General features: G+C 44.5%; 18 protein-coding genes. 6 read left to right on the forward strand and 12 right to left on the reverse strand.

The genetic code is table 11. The features are described 5' to 3' along the window. Positions 1 to 20 precede the first annotated feature (20 nt). The 5 genes from ygfZ to dbpA all read left to right on the forward strand — a co-directional run bounded on the left by ygfZ (position 21) and on the right by dbpA (position 4381). Complete coding sequence (gene ygfZ, locus VT06_RS10760; RefSeq protein ID WP_046554312.1) at positions 21 to 992, forward strand: tRNA-modifying protein YgfZ; 972 nt, start codon at positions 21 to 23, stop codon at positions 990 to 992. A 10-nt stretch (positions 993 to 1002) separates the two neighbouring features. After that, on the forward strand, positions 1003 to 1488 hold the full coding sequence (locus VT06_RS10765; protein WP_046554313.1) for a peptidylprolyl isomerase: 486 nt from the start codon (positions 1003 to 1005) through the stop codon (positions 1486 to 1488). A gap of 151 nt (positions 1489 to 1639) precedes the next feature. Next, complete coding sequence (locus VT06_RS10770; RefSeq protein ID WP_046554392.1) at positions 1640 to 2590, forward strand: M23 family metallopeptidase; 951 nt, start codon at positions 1640 to 1642, stop codon at positions 2588 to 2590. 8 nt (positions 2591 to 2598) lie between these two features. Then, positions 2599 to 2937, forward strand: coding sequence for a polymer-forming cytoskeletal protein (locus VT06_RS10775; protein ID WP_046554314.1), 339 nt, complete (start codon positions 2599 to 2601; stop codon positions 2935 to 2937). A gap of 64 nt (positions 2938 to 3001) precedes the next feature. Then, complete coding sequence (dbpA, locus tag VT06_RS10780) at positions 3002 to 4381, forward strand: ATP-dependent RNA helicase DbpA (protein WP_046554315.1); 1380 nt, start codon at positions 3002 to 3004, stop codon at positions 4379 to 4381. A 33-nt stretch (positions 4382 to 4414) separates the two neighbouring features. Here dbpA and VT06_RS10785 read toward each other — a convergent pair whose 3' ends face one another. The 12 genes from VT06_RS10785 to VT06_RS10840 form a co-directional block, all read right to left on the reverse strand. Beyond that, positions 4415 to 5278 carry an MBL fold metallo-hydrolase gene (locus VT06_RS10785; protein ID WP_046554316.1) on the reverse strand — a complete coding sequence of 288 codons (864 nt, stop codon included), beginning with the start codon at positions 5276 to 5278 and terminating at the stop codon, positions 4415 to 4417. Positions 5279 to 5376: 98 nt separating this feature from the next. After that, positions 5377 to 5589, reverse strand: coding sequence for a (Na+)-NQR maturation NqrM (nqrM, locus tag VT06_RS10790; protein WP_046554317.1), 213 nt, complete (start codon positions 5587 to 5589; stop codon positions 5377 to 5379). A gap of 3 nt (positions 5590 to 5592) precedes the next feature. Further along, positions 5593 to 6624 (reverse strand): FAD:protein FMN transferase, encoded by a 1032-nt coding sequence (locus VT06_RS10795; RefSeq protein WP_046554318.1) that lies wholly within the window; start codon positions 6622 to 6624, stop codon positions 5593 to 5595. 70 nt (positions 6625 to 6694) lie between these two features. Next, positions 6695 to 7921, reverse strand: a complete 1227-nt coding sequence (gene nqrF / locus VT06_RS10800) for an NADH:ubiquinone reductase (Na(+)-transporting) subunit F (protein ID WP_046554319.1) — start codon at positions 7919 to 7921, stop codon at positions 6695 to 6697. A 20-nt stretch (positions 7922 to 7941) separates the two neighbouring features. Beyond that, positions 7942 to 8550 (reverse strand): NADH:ubiquinone reductase (Na(+)-transporting) subunit E, encoded by a 609-nt coding sequence (gene nqrE, locus VT06_RS10805; protein ID WP_046554320.1) that lies wholly within the window; start codon positions 8548 to 8550, stop codon positions 7942 to 7944. Between the two features lie 10 nt (positions 8551 to 8560). After that, positions 8561 to 9190, reverse strand: coding sequence for an NADH:ubiquinone reductase (Na(+)-transporting) subunit D (locus tag VT06_RS10810; RefSeq protein ID WP_046554321.1), 630 nt, complete (start codon positions 9188 to 9190; stop codon positions 8561 to 8563). Continuing rightward, entirely contained in the window at positions 9183 to 9986 is an 804-nt protein-coding gene (locus tag VT06_RS10815) for a Na(+)-translocating NADH-quinone reductase subunit C (protein ID WP_046554322.1), read from the reverse strand. The genes VT06_RS10810 and VT06_RS10815 overlap by 8 nt, the downstream gene beginning before the upstream one ends. Then, the gene (locus tag VT06_RS10820; RefSeq protein ID WP_046554323.1) at positions 9979 to 11184 is read right to left on the reverse strand and encodes an NADH:ubiquinone reductase (Na(+)-transporting) subunit B; all 1206 of its coding nucleotides are present in this window, start codon (positions 11182 to 11184) and stop codon (positions 9979 to 9981) included. Before VT06_RS10820 ends, VT06_RS10815 begins: the two co-directional genes overlap by 8 nt. A 2-nt stretch (positions 11185 to 11186) precedes the next feature. Next, the gene (locus VT06_RS10825) at positions 11187 to 12524 is read right to left on the reverse strand and encodes a Na(+)-translocating NADH-quinone reductase subunit A (RefSeq protein WP_046554324.1); all 1338 of its coding nucleotides are present in this window, start codon (positions 12522 to 12524) and stop codon (positions 11187 to 11189) included. A gap of 328 nt (positions 12525 to 12852) precedes the next feature. Beyond that, on the reverse strand, positions 12853 to 14046 hold the full coding sequence (gene fabV / locus VT06_RS10830; RefSeq protein WP_046554325.1) for an enoyl-ACP reductase FabV: 1194 nt from the start codon (positions 14044 to 14046) through the stop codon (positions 12853 to 12855). A 126-nt stretch (positions 14047 to 14172) separates the two neighbouring features. After that, complete coding sequence (locus VT06_RS10835) at positions 14173 to 14493, reverse strand: BolA family transcriptional regulator (protein ID WP_046554326.1); 321 nt, start codon at positions 14491 to 14493, stop codon at positions 14173 to 14175. Positions 14494 to 14532: 39 nt separating this feature from the next. Continuing rightward, positions 14533 to 15156, reverse strand: a complete 624-nt coding sequence (locus tag VT06_RS10840) for an alpha-ketoglutarate-dependent dioxygenase AlkB (protein WP_046554327.1) — start codon at positions 15154 to 15156, stop codon at positions 14533 to 14535. Positions 15157 to 15188: 32 nt separating this feature from the next. Between VT06_RS10840 and VT06_RS10845 the strand changes: the two genes are divergently transcribed. After that, complete coding sequence (locus VT06_RS10845; RefSeq protein WP_046554328.1) at positions 15189 to 16343, forward strand: methyltransferase; 1155 nt, start codon at positions 15189 to 15191, stop codon at positions 16341 to 16343. Positions 16344 to 16346: the final 3 nt, after the last annotated feature.

The following is a 16346-nucleotide window of genomic DNA, read 5'->3' on the forward strand; positions in this document are numbered from 1 at the left end:
TACTTCTGGTGAAATAAACAATGCATACTTCATGGTTAACTGCACAGAGTTACGCTCAATTATCCAATCAGGTTCAAGGGGCTTTTATCGCGCCTTTGCCGGCATTTGATATTATTAAAGTCAGCGGTGCTGATAATCGTAAGTATTTACAAAGCCAGGCTACCTGCGACATTGATCAATTAAACAGTGAAAACTTTTTACGTGGTGCTCAATGTGATGCTAAAGGTAAAACATTATCGGTGTTTCATCTGCTGCAACAAGCTGATGATTTGCTCGTTGTGGCTTTTCGCGATGAACTGACGGCCTCAATGGCGCAGTGGCGCAAATTTAGCGTTTTCTCCAAAGTAAGCTTTGAATCTTGTCAAGATAGCATGGCTACCTTGGGATTAGGCGGCGACGGTGCCGCGCAACTGGTCTGTCAGCTTGGTTTTACGCTACCAGCTGGCAACGGTGGCGTAAGCCGGCATAATAACGGTGTGGTGTTGCAACTGGCCGAGCAACATTTTATGCTGTTGTTGCCCAAAGAAGATGCCATTGCCTTGCTTAACAGCAGTTTGCCATTAGCCGCGCCAACGTTATGGTTAAAACAACATATATTACAAGGCTTTTGCTATCTTGAGCAGCCACTTATTGGCGAATTTGTTCCGCAAATGCTGAATTTACAAGCAGTAGATGCCATTAGTTTTAGCAAAGGCTGCTACCTCGGCCAGGAAACGGTTGCCCGGATGAAATATTTGGGTCGCAATAAACGGGCTGCTTGGTTACTGCAAGCCAAAACGGATGAAGCGCCTGCGGCAGGTAACGATATAGAACAACAGTTCAATGACAACTGGCGCCGGGTGGGCCAGGTTATTAATGCGGTCAATATCAATAACCAACTGTGGTTAATTGCTGTGCTGCCTAATGACATAACACCGGCAGACTCCTTACGGTTGAAGTCAGACAGTGCACCGGCATTGCAGTTGCTACCGTTACCTTATCCATTAAGTTAAAGAGGTTTTCATGACCATTTTACAAGACAAAGTCGTCGCCATGCATTACACCGTTACCGATCCGGAAGGTAATAAACTGGATTCATCTGTTGATGGCGAGCCTTTGGTATTTTTGTTTGGCCACGGTGCATTAGTCCCGGGTTTGGAGAAGGCGCTCGACGGTAAAGCCGTTGGTGACAGCTTTACCGCAACCATCGCCCCTGCTGAGGCCTATGGCGAACGCCATGACCAATTAGTTCAAGCCGTACCGAAGACGATGTTTGAAGGTATGGAAGTAGCTCCAGGTATGCGTTTTCGAGCCGCCGGTCCTGATGGCCGCGAACAATCAGTAATTATTTTGGATGTTACAGAAGAAGAAGTAGTAGTTGACGGTAATCATCCGTTGTCAGGTATTGAACTAAAATTTGACGTTGAAGTACTAAAAGTTCGTGATGCAACCGAAGAAGAATTGGCTCATGGTCATGTGCATGGCATCGAGGGTGACGAAAGTCATTAAGTTTTTTTGCTAACGCAGTTTGCACCAAAACCGTAGCATTTGCTGCGGTTTTGCTTTTTACGACAGTAATGAAAACCTTGACAGCAGCAACAAAGCCACCTATTTTGACTTCCTGTTTTGTTTTTGGCCATTGAAAAAGCTGTCATATCAGATGAAAGATCGCATTATTATCTCGGTATCGAGCATCAATGGTACCCGCCATTTTAGTATCAGTAAGTTGTTTAAACGCAACGCGGTGATTAGTTTATGGTTAATTTTATTTACTGTTATTATTACCGCAGCGGTTATAGATTATTTACTACAGACTGTCGATCATACCAAAAGTCAACAACAACTACTCACCACCCAAGCATCAGAACTTACTGCTGAAATTAACGAACTTAGTCAAACACGTGAACAATTACAACATGAGCTTGCAGTAAAAAAAGATGAAATGCTGCAAGTAAGCAACCGGCTGGGTGAAATCGAGTTAACACTTGGCCTGGAACAACAGTTCCCACAAGATTTAGAAGCGCGGTTAGATACTGCCACCGTTAATTCCAGTGCTAAAATGGCCATGTTACAACTGGTCCCAAATGGTTCACCGCTTGATTTCCAGCGCCGTTCTTCACGATTTGGCATACGCACCCATCCCATAATGGGCAAACAGCAGCATCACAATGGTATTGATTTATCCGCTAACCGCGGAACACCTATTTATTCACCGGCTGATGGGGTTGTTGAAATTGTCAGGCCCAGCAAAAATGGTTATGGTAATTTACTAAAAATTCGGCATGCTTTCGGTTTTTCTACCTTGTATGCGCATCTTGACGAGTTTAGTGTTGTCAATGGTAGCTTTGTGCATAAAGGGCAACTAATTGCTAAATCGGGTAATACCGGCAATTCAACGGCTCCACATCTGCATTATGAGGTACATTTTCTGGACCGGTCGCTTAACCCACAACATTTTTTGGATTGGGATGCTAACAACTTTGACCTGGTATTTGAAAAAGAACGGAGTATTAAATGGGATTCTTTAGTCACGATGCTACAAACCAAAGCAAGCACACAACTACAACTGTCATCGCTGCGGGATGCGCAATTAACGGAAGCATCAGATTAAGTTGTGATATGCAGGTTGATGGTTATGTCGAAGGAAAAATCAGTAGCGAAAAAACCCTTATTATCAGTGCGGCTGGCCGGATAAAAGGAGAAGTTACCGCCGATAAAGTCATTATTAATGGGTTATTCGATGGTCAGCTTTTTGCGAATACTGTTGAAATTTTACCCCAAGGCAAGGCACAGGGCACCATTCACACTGATGATTTATGCATTGAACGTGGCGGCAGTTTTATTGGCGAAACGTTACCGGCAACTGAAGATAAAGTGGTAAAACTTTCTAAAATTGAACAAAAACAACCACTAAAAGCCAGCGATAACGCCGAGAGCAGATTAGAGAACAAAGCATAATAACTTCTGCTATAATGCCGGCCGTTTGCAGGCCGTGTCCTGTTATTTATTGCAGGATATCATAGTGTCTGATCATGCTTTTAGTCAGCTGGCGTTACCAGCCCCCTTGCTGGACTGTTTAACCAGCCTTGAATACCACGAAATGACCCCAGTGCAGGCACAAAGCCTGCCAGCCATTTTAGCCCATCGCGATGTTATTGCTCAGGCCAAGACCGGTTCTGGTAAAACAGCGGCCTTTGCTTTAGGTTTACTGGCTAAACTTGATGTAAAACGCTTTCGTATTCAAAGCTTAGTGCTGTGTCCAACGCGTGAATTGGCAGAACAAGTCGCCGCAGAAATTCGTACCTTAGCCCGGAATATTCATAATATTAAAGTATTAACCTTATGCGGCGGTGTGCCGACACGCAGCCAGATCGTTTCACTGGAACATGGTGCGCATATTATTGTTGGCACCCCGGGTCGGATATTAGACCATTTACAACAACAACGTTTGAACTTAACGGATTTAAGCACTCTGGTACTGGATGAAGCAGACCGCATGCTAGAAATGGGTTTTGCTGATGCACTTAACGCCATCCTGGCTGAAGTGCCGGCTAAACGTCAAACCTTATTATTTAGTGCAACCTTTGACAAAGCAGTACGGCAAATAGCCGATAATATTATGCATGAGCCACTAACGGTTACGGTAGATGCACCACATACTCAGAGTACTATAGAACAACAATTTTACCAGTTAGATGGTTGCCCGCGTGTTAATGCGGTTTGTTTGCTACTGCATAAGTTTCAACCTGTCAGTACCGTAGTATTTTGTAATACCCGGCGCGAGACTCAGGAACTGGCCGATACGCTAAAACAGCAAGGAATAAGCGTTATTGCCTTGCATGGCGATCTGGAGCAACGTGATCGTGAACACGCGTTATTAAAATTTAGTAATAATAGCGTCAGCGTATTAGTCGCTACCGACGTTGCTGCCCGTGGTCTTGACATCGAAAAACTGGATGTAGTTATTAACTACCAGTTAGCACACGATGTAGCAACGCATACTCACCGGATTGGACGTACCGGCCGTGCCGGTAATAGCGGCATTGCCTGCTCACTGATTAGCCCAGACGATGGCCATAAGTTAGCCGCTTTAGCGCAGCAGTTAGCACTGGATATTAATGTGCAGCCATTACCGGATAAAACCGTTTTACAACACGCCCTGCCGCAACCGCTGATGCAAACATTGCAAATCGACGGTGGTAAAAAACATAAATTACGAGCAGGCGATATTGTCGGTGCCTTAACCAGTACCAAAAGTATTGCCTTTGCAGATATTGGAAAAATTCAGATGCTGGATACAGTTGCCTTTGTTGCAGTCAGCAATAAAGTGGCTAAACAAGCATTAGCATTGTTGAATGACGGCAATATGAAAGGTAAAAAATACCGGGTATGGCGTTTATAGCAAAGCCCGGTATGTTACGGCGAATTAAGCACACTATTGTGTTATTGGCTCTGCTTGCAGTAGCGTATTAATCCAACGTTCTTCCGTAATAAAATTCCAATGCCAGTTAAGCCATTCATCGCCCAGACCGGCAGCAACAATTTGCTCGCTACTTAACCCTTTAGCTTGCTGTTGTTCTACCAATGCCAACGTTTTCACCATCATCTGATGAAAACGTTGTAAGCCGGCTTTATCCGTTAATTCACCGTGTCCCGGTACTACTTTGGTTTGCTCATCAATTACATTCAATACATATACAACATTAGCAATATATCCGCGAACAGAACCGCCGTTATTCAGGTCAATAAACGGGAATCGCCCTTCGAACAACATATCGCCCATATGCACCACATTGTCTTGCTCAAACCAAACAATAATATCGCCATCAGTGTGGCTTGGCGGCAAATACTCTAAGCGGACGGTCTGTCCATTTCCGCTAAGACTTAGCTGTTTACTAAAGGTTTCAGTAGGTAAACCGGTACGCGGAAATGCCGTATCAGCCGTTAAACGCGTTAATACATTATCATGGGCTATAATTCTTTTTGGCATTAGAGCGCTGTTGCCATTAACATGATCACCATGCATGTGCGTATTAATCAAGGTGCCAAGTTGTTTACCCGCACTAAGTTCACTTAATTTAGCGTTAATTTTATCTGCTAGCTCAGCGTACTGGGCATCAATTAATATTACCTCTTTGTCGGTAACCAGAGCCGCCATATTGCCACCAGAGCCTGTTAGCATGTAAAGGTTGTCGGCAAGGGGGGTGGCTTTTATTTCAACGTTAGCAAAACGATTTGCTAACGCCGGTAAACTTAAGAAAAGAACCAGTAACAAAGCGTAAGGGTATAATCGTGGCATAATAAATATCCTTATAGCAGGTTAGTGAAGCACACCAGACGCTTATTTACAGAGCCTGACAGGATTAATCGTATAAATTATACGCCAAGCAACCGCATTCAGATGATTTTATTATCCTGCCAGAACTTTTCTTTCTCGAGCCGTTTGCGGCGTTTCTCGCAAGGCTTATCACAATCACAAGCTTTATCTATACCAAGTTCTCCGAGACCACCACAACTTCCGGCCAGGGTTTTGCGTTGCACAATAAAGCCTATAGCCATGGCGAACACCACCAGCAGGAATAAACCAAAGGTAAATAAAAATACAGCCATCGGCTACCTCTTCTCGTTATCTATAATAGGTTGAAAGGCGTTACTGACCATCTCGGTATAACCGTCATCGGTTTTTACAATCAGCAAGGCAGCAATATCATGCTGATTAGCAAATTGCAGTGCTTCATTGGCGTCCATTATGTGCAGTGCAGTGGCATAACCATCTGCCGTCATGCTACTGGCATGTAATACCGTGCTTGATACCGTACGGTGCTGTATAGGCGCGCCCGTTCGTGGGTCAATTAAATGTGAGTACCTTATTCCATCTTGTTCAAAATAATTGCGGTAGTCTCCCGACGTTGCTACGGCCATATTACCCGGTTCTAGTATTCGCTGCATTGAACGTTGCCCAGCAACAGGTTTTTCAATCGCTATGCGCCAGGCTCGATCAGGCTTACTACCTTTTAGCCGCATTTCACCACCAATATCGACCAAGTAATCATTAATGTCATGGTTTTCTAATATCGTTGCAATTTGGTCAACACCATAGCCTTTGGCAATAGTAGATAAATCAATCGCCAGCCGTGGATCAGTTTTACTTAGCTGATTACCCGCTAAACTAATTTTTTCCAAGCCAACATAGTGCTGAATTGCTGCCAAGGTATCAGTAGCAGGTCGCTCAGTTATCCTGCCGCTGGCACCAAAGCCCCATAATTCAACTAGCGGGCCGACGGTAATATCAAGTACCCCGCCACTTTGATGGCCAATTCTAATGGCTTCGGCAACAACTTTGGCAGTTTGTTCACTTAATGTAAAAGACGCCGTGTCTGGTAACTGGTTAAAACGCATTAGCTCAGACTCTGGCCGATACGTCGACATTAAATCGTTAATCAGCTCAAGTTCCTGGTTTATTAGCTGTTGTAATGCCTGGTTATCCACCGGCTGCTGGCTATAAAATTTAACACTATAGGTCGTCCCCATCGTGTTACCTTGTAGCGTTTGCTCAAGTGTATTAGTCGTTGCTGGTGAACAGCCGGCAAGCCATAAGCTAAACAGCAGTAACCAGATAATAGAATTTGAAAAAATGTGTTTCATGGTATGTCCTGATAGCATAAAGGGGTAACGTTACACGTTACCCCTTTATTTTAGCCACGTTATGTCAACCTTAGCCGCCGAAGTCATCCAATAAAATATTATCGTCTTCTACGCCTAAATCTTTCAGCATGTTTATTACCGCCTTATTCATCATTGGCGGACCACACATGTAAAACTCGCAATCTTCCGGAGCTTTATGTTTTTTCAGATAGTTTTCATAAATAACATTATGAATAAAACCGGTGTAACCTTTCCAGTCATCTTCTGGTTGCGGATCAGATAAGGCAACATGCCATTCGAAATTATCATTTTCTGCTGCCAGCATATCGAAATCTTCAACATAAAACATTTCACGCTTAGACCGGGCACCATACCAAAAACTAATTTTACGCTTAGACTTTATCCGGCGCAATTGATCAAATATGTGCGACCGCATAGGTGCCATACCGGCACCACCGCCAATGAAGACCATTTCAGCTTCAGATTCTTTAGCATAGAATTCGCCAAATGGACCCGATATCGTCACTTTATCACCTTGTTTTAGGCTCCAAATATATGATGACATCTTGCCACACGGTAAGGTCAAATTATTAGGTGGTGGTGTAGCTATCCGCACGTTAAGCATAATAATGCCTTCTTCTGACGGATAGTTCGCCATTGAATAAGCACGTATGGTTTCTTCATCCACTTTTGATTCTAAACTGAAAAATTTAAAACGTTCCCAATCACCACGGAAGGTCGCTGGAATTTCAAAATCTTTGTACTTAATATGGTGCGCCGGAGCCTCAATCTGAATATAACCACCAGCACGAAACGGCACTGATTCGCCATCCGGGATAGCCATTTTTAACTCTTTAATAAAGGTCGCTTTATTATCGTTAGAAATGACATCACAATCCCATTTTTTAATACCAAAAATTTCTTCTTCAACTTCAATTTCCATATCAGATTTAACTGCAACCTGACAGGATAAACGACAGCCTTCACGGGCTTCACCTTTACTGATATGGCCCATTTCAGTTGGCAGTATTTCGCCACCACCTGATTTGATGTGTACCCGGCACTGACCACAAGTACCACCGCCGCCGCAAGCAGAAGATAAAAAGATACCTCTGTCTGCTAAGGCGCCGAGTAACTTACCACCCGCTTTGGTTTTAATGGCTTTATCCGGGTCATCGTTAATACTAATTGTAATATCACCGCTGGCGACCAGTTTGGATTTTGCTGCCAGGATAATAAATACCAGCATCACTACCACTACGGTGAACATGCCAACGCCAAGATATATCTCTTGCATTGTATTTTCCTTCTACTGCTTTACAGTGAAACGCCAGAGAAAGACATAAAGCCTAATCCCATTAAACCCACTACCAAAAAGGTAGACCCTAAACCGCGCAAACCTGCTGGAATGTCAGAATACTTTAATTTTTCACGGATACCGGCAAGCAAGGTAATTGCCAATGCCCAACCGACACCACTACCGATACCAAATACCACGCTTTCACCAAAGTTATAATCACGCTCAACCATAAAGGCTACCGCACCAAATATGGCGCAGTTTACGGTAATCAACGGCAAGAAAATGCCCAGCGCGTTGTATAAAGCCGGGAAAAACTTATCCAGAGTCATTTCCAGAATTTGTACCAGCGCCGCAATTACCCCGATGTAGGTTAAGAAACCAAGGAAGCTTAAATCAGCCTCTGGAAAACCCGCCCACTCCAAAGCGCCTGGTGCCAGCAACAGGTGAAACACCAGATTATTGACCGGTACCGAAATACCCAATACCACAATAACCGCAACACCCAAACCAAAAGCCGTTTTAATCTTTTGCGATACGGCTAAAAAGGTACACATCCCCAGGAAGAAGGCTAACGCCAAATTTTCAATAAAGACGGCACGTACAAATAAGCTTAAATAATGTTCCATTTGCTGTTCCTTATGCCTTCTCTACCTGTTCCGGGCGATAAGCGCGCAACACCCAGATAAACAAACCGATAATAATAAAGGCGCTAGGGGCTATCAGCAGGAAGCCCATAGGCTGATACCAGCCACCTTCGCTAAGGAGCGGCATGATTTGCACGCCAAATAGTGAGCCTGAACCGCCTAACTCGCGAATAAATGCCACCACCAGCAACACGACGCTGTAACCTAAACCGTTACCTATACCGTCTAAAAAGCTCATACCAGGTGAGTTTTTCATGGCGTAGGCTTCAGCTCGGCCCATCACGATACAGTTGGTAATAATCAGGCCAACAAATACCGATAATTGCTTAGACAAGTCAAAAGCAAAGGCTTTTAAGAACTGATCAACCACAATAACCAAAGAGGCAATGATGGTCATTTGCACGATAATCCGCACACTCGAAGGAATGTGATTGCGGATCATTGAAATAAACAAGTTTGAAAACGCTACCACGAAAGTGAGGGCAAAACACATCACTAAAGCCGTATCCATTTTTGTGGTTACGGCCAGTGCTGAACAAATGCCCAGTACTTGCAGTGCAATCGGGTTGTTGGCAAAAATGGGCCCAAACAGGACCGTTTTAATTTCTTTTGCATTAGCCATTATTCAAGGCTCCTTGACGCACTTTAGCTAAAAATGGACCGAAACCATTCTCGCCTATCCAGAAAGTAAAGGTGTTTTGCACACCATTTGCAGTTAAGGTTGCCCCTGATAAGCCATCAACTTCATAAGGCGAATCAGGGTTAGCATTGCCTGGTTTTTTTACTTCCAGCGCTACTTCGCCCGCTTCATTAGTTAGTTTTTTGCCTACAAACTGGGCTTTCCAACGTGGGTTTTCAATTTCACCACCCAAACCCGGAGTTTCACCTTGCTCATAATAATTTAAGCGTATGATGGTATTACCATCCGTCTCTACCGCTAAAAAAGCATGCATAGTAGACCACAAGCCATAACCATGCACCGGTAACACTACTGCTTGCAGATTGCGGTTTTCATCGTAAGTCAGATAAACCGGCGCCCGCCCGGCAACCCGGCGGATAGAAGCAACGTCAGCGGCTCCATCCAGTGCGCTGCTTTGCATTGGATCTTTCATCGCCCGGCGATAATCGTACTCTTCAGCACAGCTTGTATCGCAATCAGCAACGATTTCACCGGTTTGCAAATCAATCAGCCGCGACTCGACATGCTTGCTAAACGTATCAGCAATCACTTGTGGTGAGGCTTTACCTTCAATTAAACCGACACTGCGCAGAATATTTACCTGAGAATCAAGTAACTTATTCTGCGTTTGTTTTGGACGCAGTTGCACTGCTGCGGTAGAAACCACAATAGCGCACACTAAACATAAAGAAACTACTACGATCAGCGTTTTGCTGATGCTGTCATTTTTGCTAGACATTGCGTACCATCCTCCGCTTAATATTGGCTTGCGCTACGAAGAAGTCAAACAATGGTGCAAACAAGTTGGCAAACAGAATGGCCAGCATCATGCCTTCCGGATAAGCCGGATTAGCAACCCGAATCATAATCACCATAAAACCAATCAAAATACCGTAAGCCCACTTGCCTTTATTGGTGAACGCCGCTGACACTGGGTCGGTTGCCATAAAAAACAGACCAATCGCAAAACCACCTAATACCAAATGCCAGTGCCAAGGCATAGCAAATAACGGGTTAGTACTGGAACCTACAGCATTAAACAGGTAACTGGTTAAGATCATGCCCACCATCACACCGGAAACAATACGCCAGGAAGCGATACGGAAATAAATTAACGCCAAACCACCAATTAACAACGCTAACACCGACGTTTCACCCACTGAGCCTGGAATAAAACCTAAGAACGCATCCCACCACAATTGGGTGTTAGCCGCATAATCCAGTTCACCCATCTGGGCCTGGCTTAACCAGGTTGCACCTGAATAACCATCTGCAACGGTCCATACCGAATCACCTGAAATTTGTGCCGGGTAAGCAAAAAACAAAAAAGCACGACCTGCTAGTGCCGGATTGAGAAAGTTTCGGCCAGTACCACCAAATACCTCTTTAGCAACCACGATACCGAAAGTGATACCTAAGGCAACCTGCCAAAGTGGAATAGTAGCCGGCATAATTAAGGCAAACAGGATAGAACTGACAAAGAAACCTTCATTCACTTCATGCTTACGCACTGAGGCAAACAATACTTCCCAGAAACCACCCACCACAAACGTTACAGCATAAATAGGTAAAAACCATACTGCGCCATAAAACATCTTACCAGCCCAGCTTGAGGCTTCAGTTAAGTTACCTCCGAGCATCTGAAAAATAGCGACCTGCCAGGTGTCTGGCGTGCCATAGCCAGCAGCAAGCGCCTGCACTGCCTGATGACCAATATTGAACATGCCGAAAAATAGTGCTGGAAATAGTGCCAACCAAACGAAGATCATTATGCGCTTCAAATCGATACTGTCGCGAACATGAGTGCCGTTTTTGGTTACTAAACCAGGAGTGTATAAAACGGTGGCAACGGCTTCATACAGCGCGTACCACTTTTCATATTTACCGCCTTTCTCAAATTGCGGTTCGATGCGCTCTAAATAATGCTTTAAACTCATGATTAGCCTTCCTTCTGGATGGTCGTCAAGCAGTTGCGAAGAATAGTGCCGTAGTCATATTTACCCGGGCATACAAAAGTACACAGTGATAAATCTTCTTCGTCTAATTCCAGGCAACCCAGGGTTTGGGCGCTGTCGGTATCACCGGAAACCAAGTCCCGTAACAACAGGGTTGGTAATACATCTAACGGCATTACCCGTTCATAATTACCAATTGGCACCATGGCACGTGCTGAGCCATTGGTGGTCGTTGTCATATTAAACAGACGCTTCGGGCTCAGATGCGACAAATAAGCGCGCGTTACAGAAAATTTAGTGGCGCCAGGAGCTATCCAACCTAAAAATTCTTTATTGTCGCCTTCAGCAAGCACTGACACCTGATTGTGGTAACGTCCAATGTAACCATGCACGCCGTGAGCACTTGTGCCTGCCAGCACTGAACCTGAAATTATACGGTTTTTCCCATCATTAAGTTCATCTTTAGTCAATTCAGCTAAAGAGGCACCCAGTACCGTTTTAATTAAACGTGGGCTTTTCACTACAGGACCGCACAATGCCACGACGCGGTTAGCATCGAGTTCACCCGTCAGGAACAATTTAGCGATGGCAATCACATCCTGGTAACCGATATGCCATACCACTTTTTTCATGCTTACTGGCTCTAGAAAGTGAATATGCGTACCAACTAAACCAGCAGGATGCGGGCCGTCGAATTCAACGACATCTACACCAGTAGCGCTTGGTATTTGTGCCCCTGCTTTCTTACTTAGATATACTTTACCATCAGTCAGCTTAGTCAGTAGCGCTAGGCCCTGAGTAAAGGCTTTCGCTTCAGCATTAATAATAACTGATGGCTCAGCTGCCAACGGATTGGTATCCATGGCATTAACAAAAATGGCTCGCGCTGAACTGTCAATAGCAGGGATTTGGCTAAATGGTCTGGTGCGCAGTGCTGTCCATAACCCTGAATCAACCAGGTTTTGAGTTACTTGTTCACGGCTCAATCCCGCTAGCTGTTCACTGCTATACTTATTGAACTGCTCAGCATCATTGCCGCTGACAGCAATAACTACCGACTGCAGTACCCGCTTAGCACCGCGGTTAATTTCCTTCACGGTACCCGCCAAAGGTGCAGTAAATTTTACGCCAAGGTTTTTCTTGTCTTCGAAAAGCACCTGACCTTTTTTTACTGTATCTCCCACTTCCACTGACATAGTCGGACGCATGCCAACATACTCTTCGCCCAAAACAGCGACGGTAGTAATGGCATTGCCCGCACTTATCTCTTGTTTAGGACTGCCTGCAAGGGGAATGTCCAAGCCTTTTTTGAGTTTTATCATACGTACTTGCACTACTATTTTAAGAAGAAACCGGGTCTAGTTTTTCAGCTGCCGTAACCGCAGCACACCTAATTATACTAAATAAGCGCCTCGGCGGTTATTATTTAATCAGATACACGTATTAAAGTTGTGAATTCTACCATTAAAGCAAGCTGCTATCCATGGTGCAGCGTAAAATTATCCGCAAAATCATTGATTCGCTATAGTACAATTGTGCAGATTTCGCACCACCCTTTCACTGCTAAGCATGGCGTTTTTACTAGGTTTGCTCACTCTCTATGCTGAAATAACTAAAACAAAGCCGCCTAATGGCGGCTTGTCAATACGACTAATTAACCAGATGAACTAACGGCACCAGATGTGCCACATCGGCATCATAATCAACATCATTAAAACCAAAACCAAATAAATGAAGAAACTCAGTATGATACCCTTGGTAGTCGGTCAGGCTGTCAATGGTTTCTGTAGTAACCTGCCCCCAAAGCGCAGCAACTTTATCCTGCACCTCATCGGCAAGTTCTTTGCCATCCATGCGTAAGCGTCCTGCCTCGTCAAGCAGTGGTGAACTACTGTAAAGGCCTTGTCTAAATAAACCATTTATTTGCTCGATACAGCCCTCATGGCTACCTTGCTCTTTCATCACCCGATATAACAACGAAATATACAAGGGCATAATGGGAATAGCAGAGCTGGCCTGAGTAACCAACGCTTTAAGGGAAGCAACATACGCTTTGGCCTTAAGCGCACTTAGTTCGCTACTAATAGCCTCTGCGGCGCGATCTAAGTCTTCCTTTGCCTTGCCAATAGTGGCTTTACCGTAAATAGGCCAGGTTAACTTTTTACCAATATAAGTGTAGGCGACGGTCTGACAATTTTCAGCCAACACTCCAGCCGCATGCAATTGGTCTAACCAGCGCTCCCAGTCTTCTCCACCCATTACTTTAACAGTGTTAAAAATTTCATCATCATTGGCAGGTTCTACCGACACATCTTCAATTTCACGTTTAGTAGTGTTAAGTGTTTTTGCGGTATACGCCTGACCAATTGGTTTTAATACCGAGCTGTATATTTCGCCGCTTACCGGATCTTTACGCCGCGGTGCAGCCAGGCTGTAAACTACTAAATCTATTTTACCCATCTCGCTGCGAATAAGATTAATGGCTTCGGCTTTTAATTCGTCAGTAAACGCATCACCATTTAAGTGTTTATTCCACAAACCTTCTGCACTGGCTGCCTGTTCAAATGCGGCGGTGTTATACCAGCCAGCCGACCCTGTTTTATTGTCAGAAGGCGCTTTTTCAAAGAAAATACCCAGTGTGTTGGCACCAGAGCCAAAGGCAGCCGTAATGCGAGATGCCAAACCGTAGCCGGTAGATGCACCTATAACCAAGACATTCTTAGGGCCGTTAACTACTGGCCCTTGCTGTTTAACGTAGCTAATTTGCTGTTTAACATTTTCTGCACAGCCAAGCGGATGTGCATTGGTACAGATAAAACCACGAATTTTCGGTTGAATAACCATAAGTTGTCCTGCTGTTAGCTCATTAAAGAATTGCGATAGTGTAAAACTTTAACGCAGAAAACAGGTCTGATCAGCCGATTTATTTTAATATCAGCTTAATTGACTAAAAAATACTTACTGCGATGCCTATACAACCTTGCTGCCACCCAGGCATTTTGGAGAAATTGGCGACGTTTCAGCATGATCTTTATACCATTCTGCGGGGCTGTACGTGTGCAACGCCAACGCATGAATTTTTTCTGCTAATTCAACCGCCAGAACCGCATTTACCGCCCGATGCCGTTGCAGCAAGCGCATTCCATCAAAAGCGGCAGTAACAATAACCACTTTAAAATGCGATTCAGAGCCGGCTGCTACATTATGGTTACTACTTTCGTTAATAACCTCCAGTACCACAGGAGCAAATGTACTCAATAGTTTTTGTGTTATTACAGTTTGGATCTGCATAGTACTGATGCCTCTATTAGGTATTCTGTTAAATATTAATTACTGTTGTGGTGCAATATAGCGAAAAGTCAGATTTAACCGAGGGGTCAATACCCTGCTTTGCTTCGGTAAACGATGCTGCCAATATTGCTGACAAGTACCCGCCATAACTAGTAGACTCCCATTATCTAATTGTAGCTGAAGCTGATGGCCATGCTGTCGATGTTGCAGGTCAAAACGACGGCTGGCGCCGATACTCACTGACGCGATAACCGGTGTGGGGCCAAGTTCAGGTTCATTATCAGCGTGCCAGCCCATATGATTCTGGCCATTAGCATATAAGTTAAGTAGTACACAATTAAAGGGCTGATTCAACTCACCACTCAACTTACTGCAAAGTTTTTTAATGGCCGGATGCCAGGGCTGCGGCTCAAAGCACACTCCGGAATATTGGTAGCTGCAATGTGGCTCTCCCATCCAAACTTGCTGGCGGGGAATGTTTACCGTTTTACCATAAATGCGGATTTGTTCCTGGCGCCATGCTAATTCAGCACTTAGCAATGTTTGTAGTACAGTGGTTTCAGCATGGCTGAGCCAGGATGACCAGAGAGTCAGTTCTGCATCAGGTAATATAAATTGCCGTAGACCGGCTTTACTGTTGTCGCTCTTAGCCTGGCGTGTCAAAATGCGGTTCTCTCAACTAATACGTTGTCGTTATGAATACCCAGTTTCAGCTTGGCCACATCAACTTAAGTCTGCAGCGCTGGCCTTTAAATCAGCCTAACCACAGCTTACAAGCTTGGGATGCAGCAGATGAGCTGCTGATAGAGGCGGCTAATAATGCTATCGATAATTTTAAACGCCACGATACGGCTTTACCGCAGTTGTTGATCATTAATGATAGTTTTGGCGCTCTGTCTTGCGCCTTGGCGCATTGCCCGCAAATTAACAGTACAGATTCTTACCTGGCACAACAAGCTTTAGCCCATAACAGGGCAGCAAATGGTCTGAATGACCAACGTTACCAAAACCACGATAGTTTAACGCCATTGCCAGCCCATGCCGATATTATTTTACTGAAATTACCTAATAACCATAGTTATTTAAGCTTTATTCTCTCTCAACTGGCTAGCATTAGCAGACCAGATACTGTTGTTTTAGCCACGGCCAAAGCCAAAGATATTAATCGCAATGTGCTAGAAATGTTTGGCCGGCAACTCGGTCATGCCGAAGCGTCACTAACAGTAAAAAAATGTCGATTAATTCGCTGCCAGCCAGAACTTGGCAAACCGCAGCCTCAGTTCCCGTTAAAATGGAAACTGGATGACACACCTTTTACGTTGATTAATCATGCCAACGTGTTTGCCAGAGAAAAACTTGACCTAGGTGCCCGTTTTTTACTGCAGCACCTGCCCGTTGATATCGCTGGCCAACGGGTTATTGATTTAGGTTGCGGTAACGGTGTACTAGGGTTAACGCTGTTGCATACCCATCCTGATCTGCAACTAGTGTTCTCCGACGAGTCTTATATGGCGGTGGCCTCAGCTAAAGCTAATATTGAACTCAATATGCCGCAATGTCTTGCTAAAACCGAGTTTTTGGTCGACGATTGCTTGGCAAGTCAGGCTGAACAAAGCGTTGATCAGATTATTTGTAATCCGCCGTTTCATCAGCAACATACTGTCACCACTCATATTGCTACCCAAATGTTTAACGAAGCGAAACGGGTGCTAAAACGAGGAGGCCGCTTGCGAATTGTCGCCAATCGCCACCTTAATTATCAACAGCAATTAAACCGATTATTTGGCCACTGTCAGCAGTTGGCTGCTAATCCAAAATTTGTGATATTAGAAGCCATTAAAAGGAGCTAACCG

The organism is Arsukibacterium sp. MJ3 (assembly GCF_000987765.1).
In the GTDB taxonomy this organism is placed as follows: Bacteria; Pseudomonadota; Gammaproteobacteria; order Enterobacterales; family Alteromonadaceae; genus Alishewanella.

Excerpts from the sequence above, each read along its gene's own strand:
- VT06_RS10795 (WP_046554318.1), bottom strand. The coding sequence starts at position 6,624 with ATGAAACACATTTTTTCAAATTCTATTATCTGGTTACTGCTGTTTAGC.
- fabV (WP_046554325.1), bottom strand. The coding sequence starts at position 14,046 with ATGGTTATTCAACCGAAAATTCGTGGTTTTATCTGTACCAATGCACAT.
- VT06_RS10815 (WP_046554322.1), bottom strand. The coding sequence starts at position 9,986 with ATGTCTAGCAAAAATGACAGCATCAGCAAAACGCTGATCGTAGTAGTT.
- VT06_RS10825 (WP_046554324.1), bottom strand. The coding sequence starts at position 12,524 with ATGATAAAACTCAAAAAAGGCTTGGACATTCCCCTTGCAGGCAGTCCT.
- VT06_RS10785 (WP_046554316.1), bottom strand. The coding sequence starts at position 5,278 with ATGCCACGATTATACCCTTACGCTTTGTTACTGGTTCTTTTCTTAAGT.
- VT06_RS10835 (WP_046554326.1), bottom strand. The coding sequence starts at position 14,493 with ATGCAGATCCAAACTGTAATAACACAAAAACTATTGAGTACATTTGCT.
- VT06_RS10810 (WP_046554321.1), bottom strand. The coding sequence starts at position 9,190 with ATGGCTAATGCAAAAGAAATTAAAACGGTCCTGTTTGGGCCCATTTTT.
- nqrF (WP_046554319.1), bottom strand. The coding sequence starts at position 7,921 with ATGCAAGAGATATATCTTGGCGTTGGCATGTTCACCGTAGTGGTAGTG.
- VT06_RS10820 (WP_046554323.1), bottom strand. The coding sequence starts at position 11,184 with ATGAGTTTAAAGCATTATTTAGAGCGCATCGAACCGCAATTTGAGAAA.
- ygfZ (WP_046554312.1), top strand. The coding sequence starts at position 21 with ATGCATACTTCATGGTTAACTGCACAGAGTTACGCTCAATTATCCAAT.
- VT06_RS10845 (WP_046554328.1), top strand. The coding sequence starts at position 15,189 with ATGAATACCCAGTTTCAGCTTGGCCACATCAACTTAAGTCTGCAGCGC.
- nqrM (WP_046554317.1), bottom strand. The coding sequence starts at position 5,589 with ATGGCTGTATTTTTATTTACCTTTGGTTTATTCCTGCTGGTGGTGTTC.
- VT06_RS10770 (WP_046554392.1), top strand. The coding sequence starts at position 1,640 with ATGAAAGATCGCATTATTATCTCGGTATCGAGCATCAATGGTACCCGC.
- VT06_RS10765 (WP_046554313.1), top strand. The coding sequence starts at position 1,003 with ATGACCATTTTACAAGACAAAGTCGTCGCCATGCATTACACCGTTACC.
- nqrE (WP_046554320.1), bottom strand. The coding sequence starts at position 8,550 with ATGGAACATTATTTAAGCTTATTTGTACGTGCCGTCTTTATTGAAAAT.
- VT06_RS10775 (WP_046554314.1), top strand. The coding sequence starts at position 2,599 with ATGCAGGTTGATGGTTATGTCGAAGGAAAAATCAGTAGCGAAAAAACC.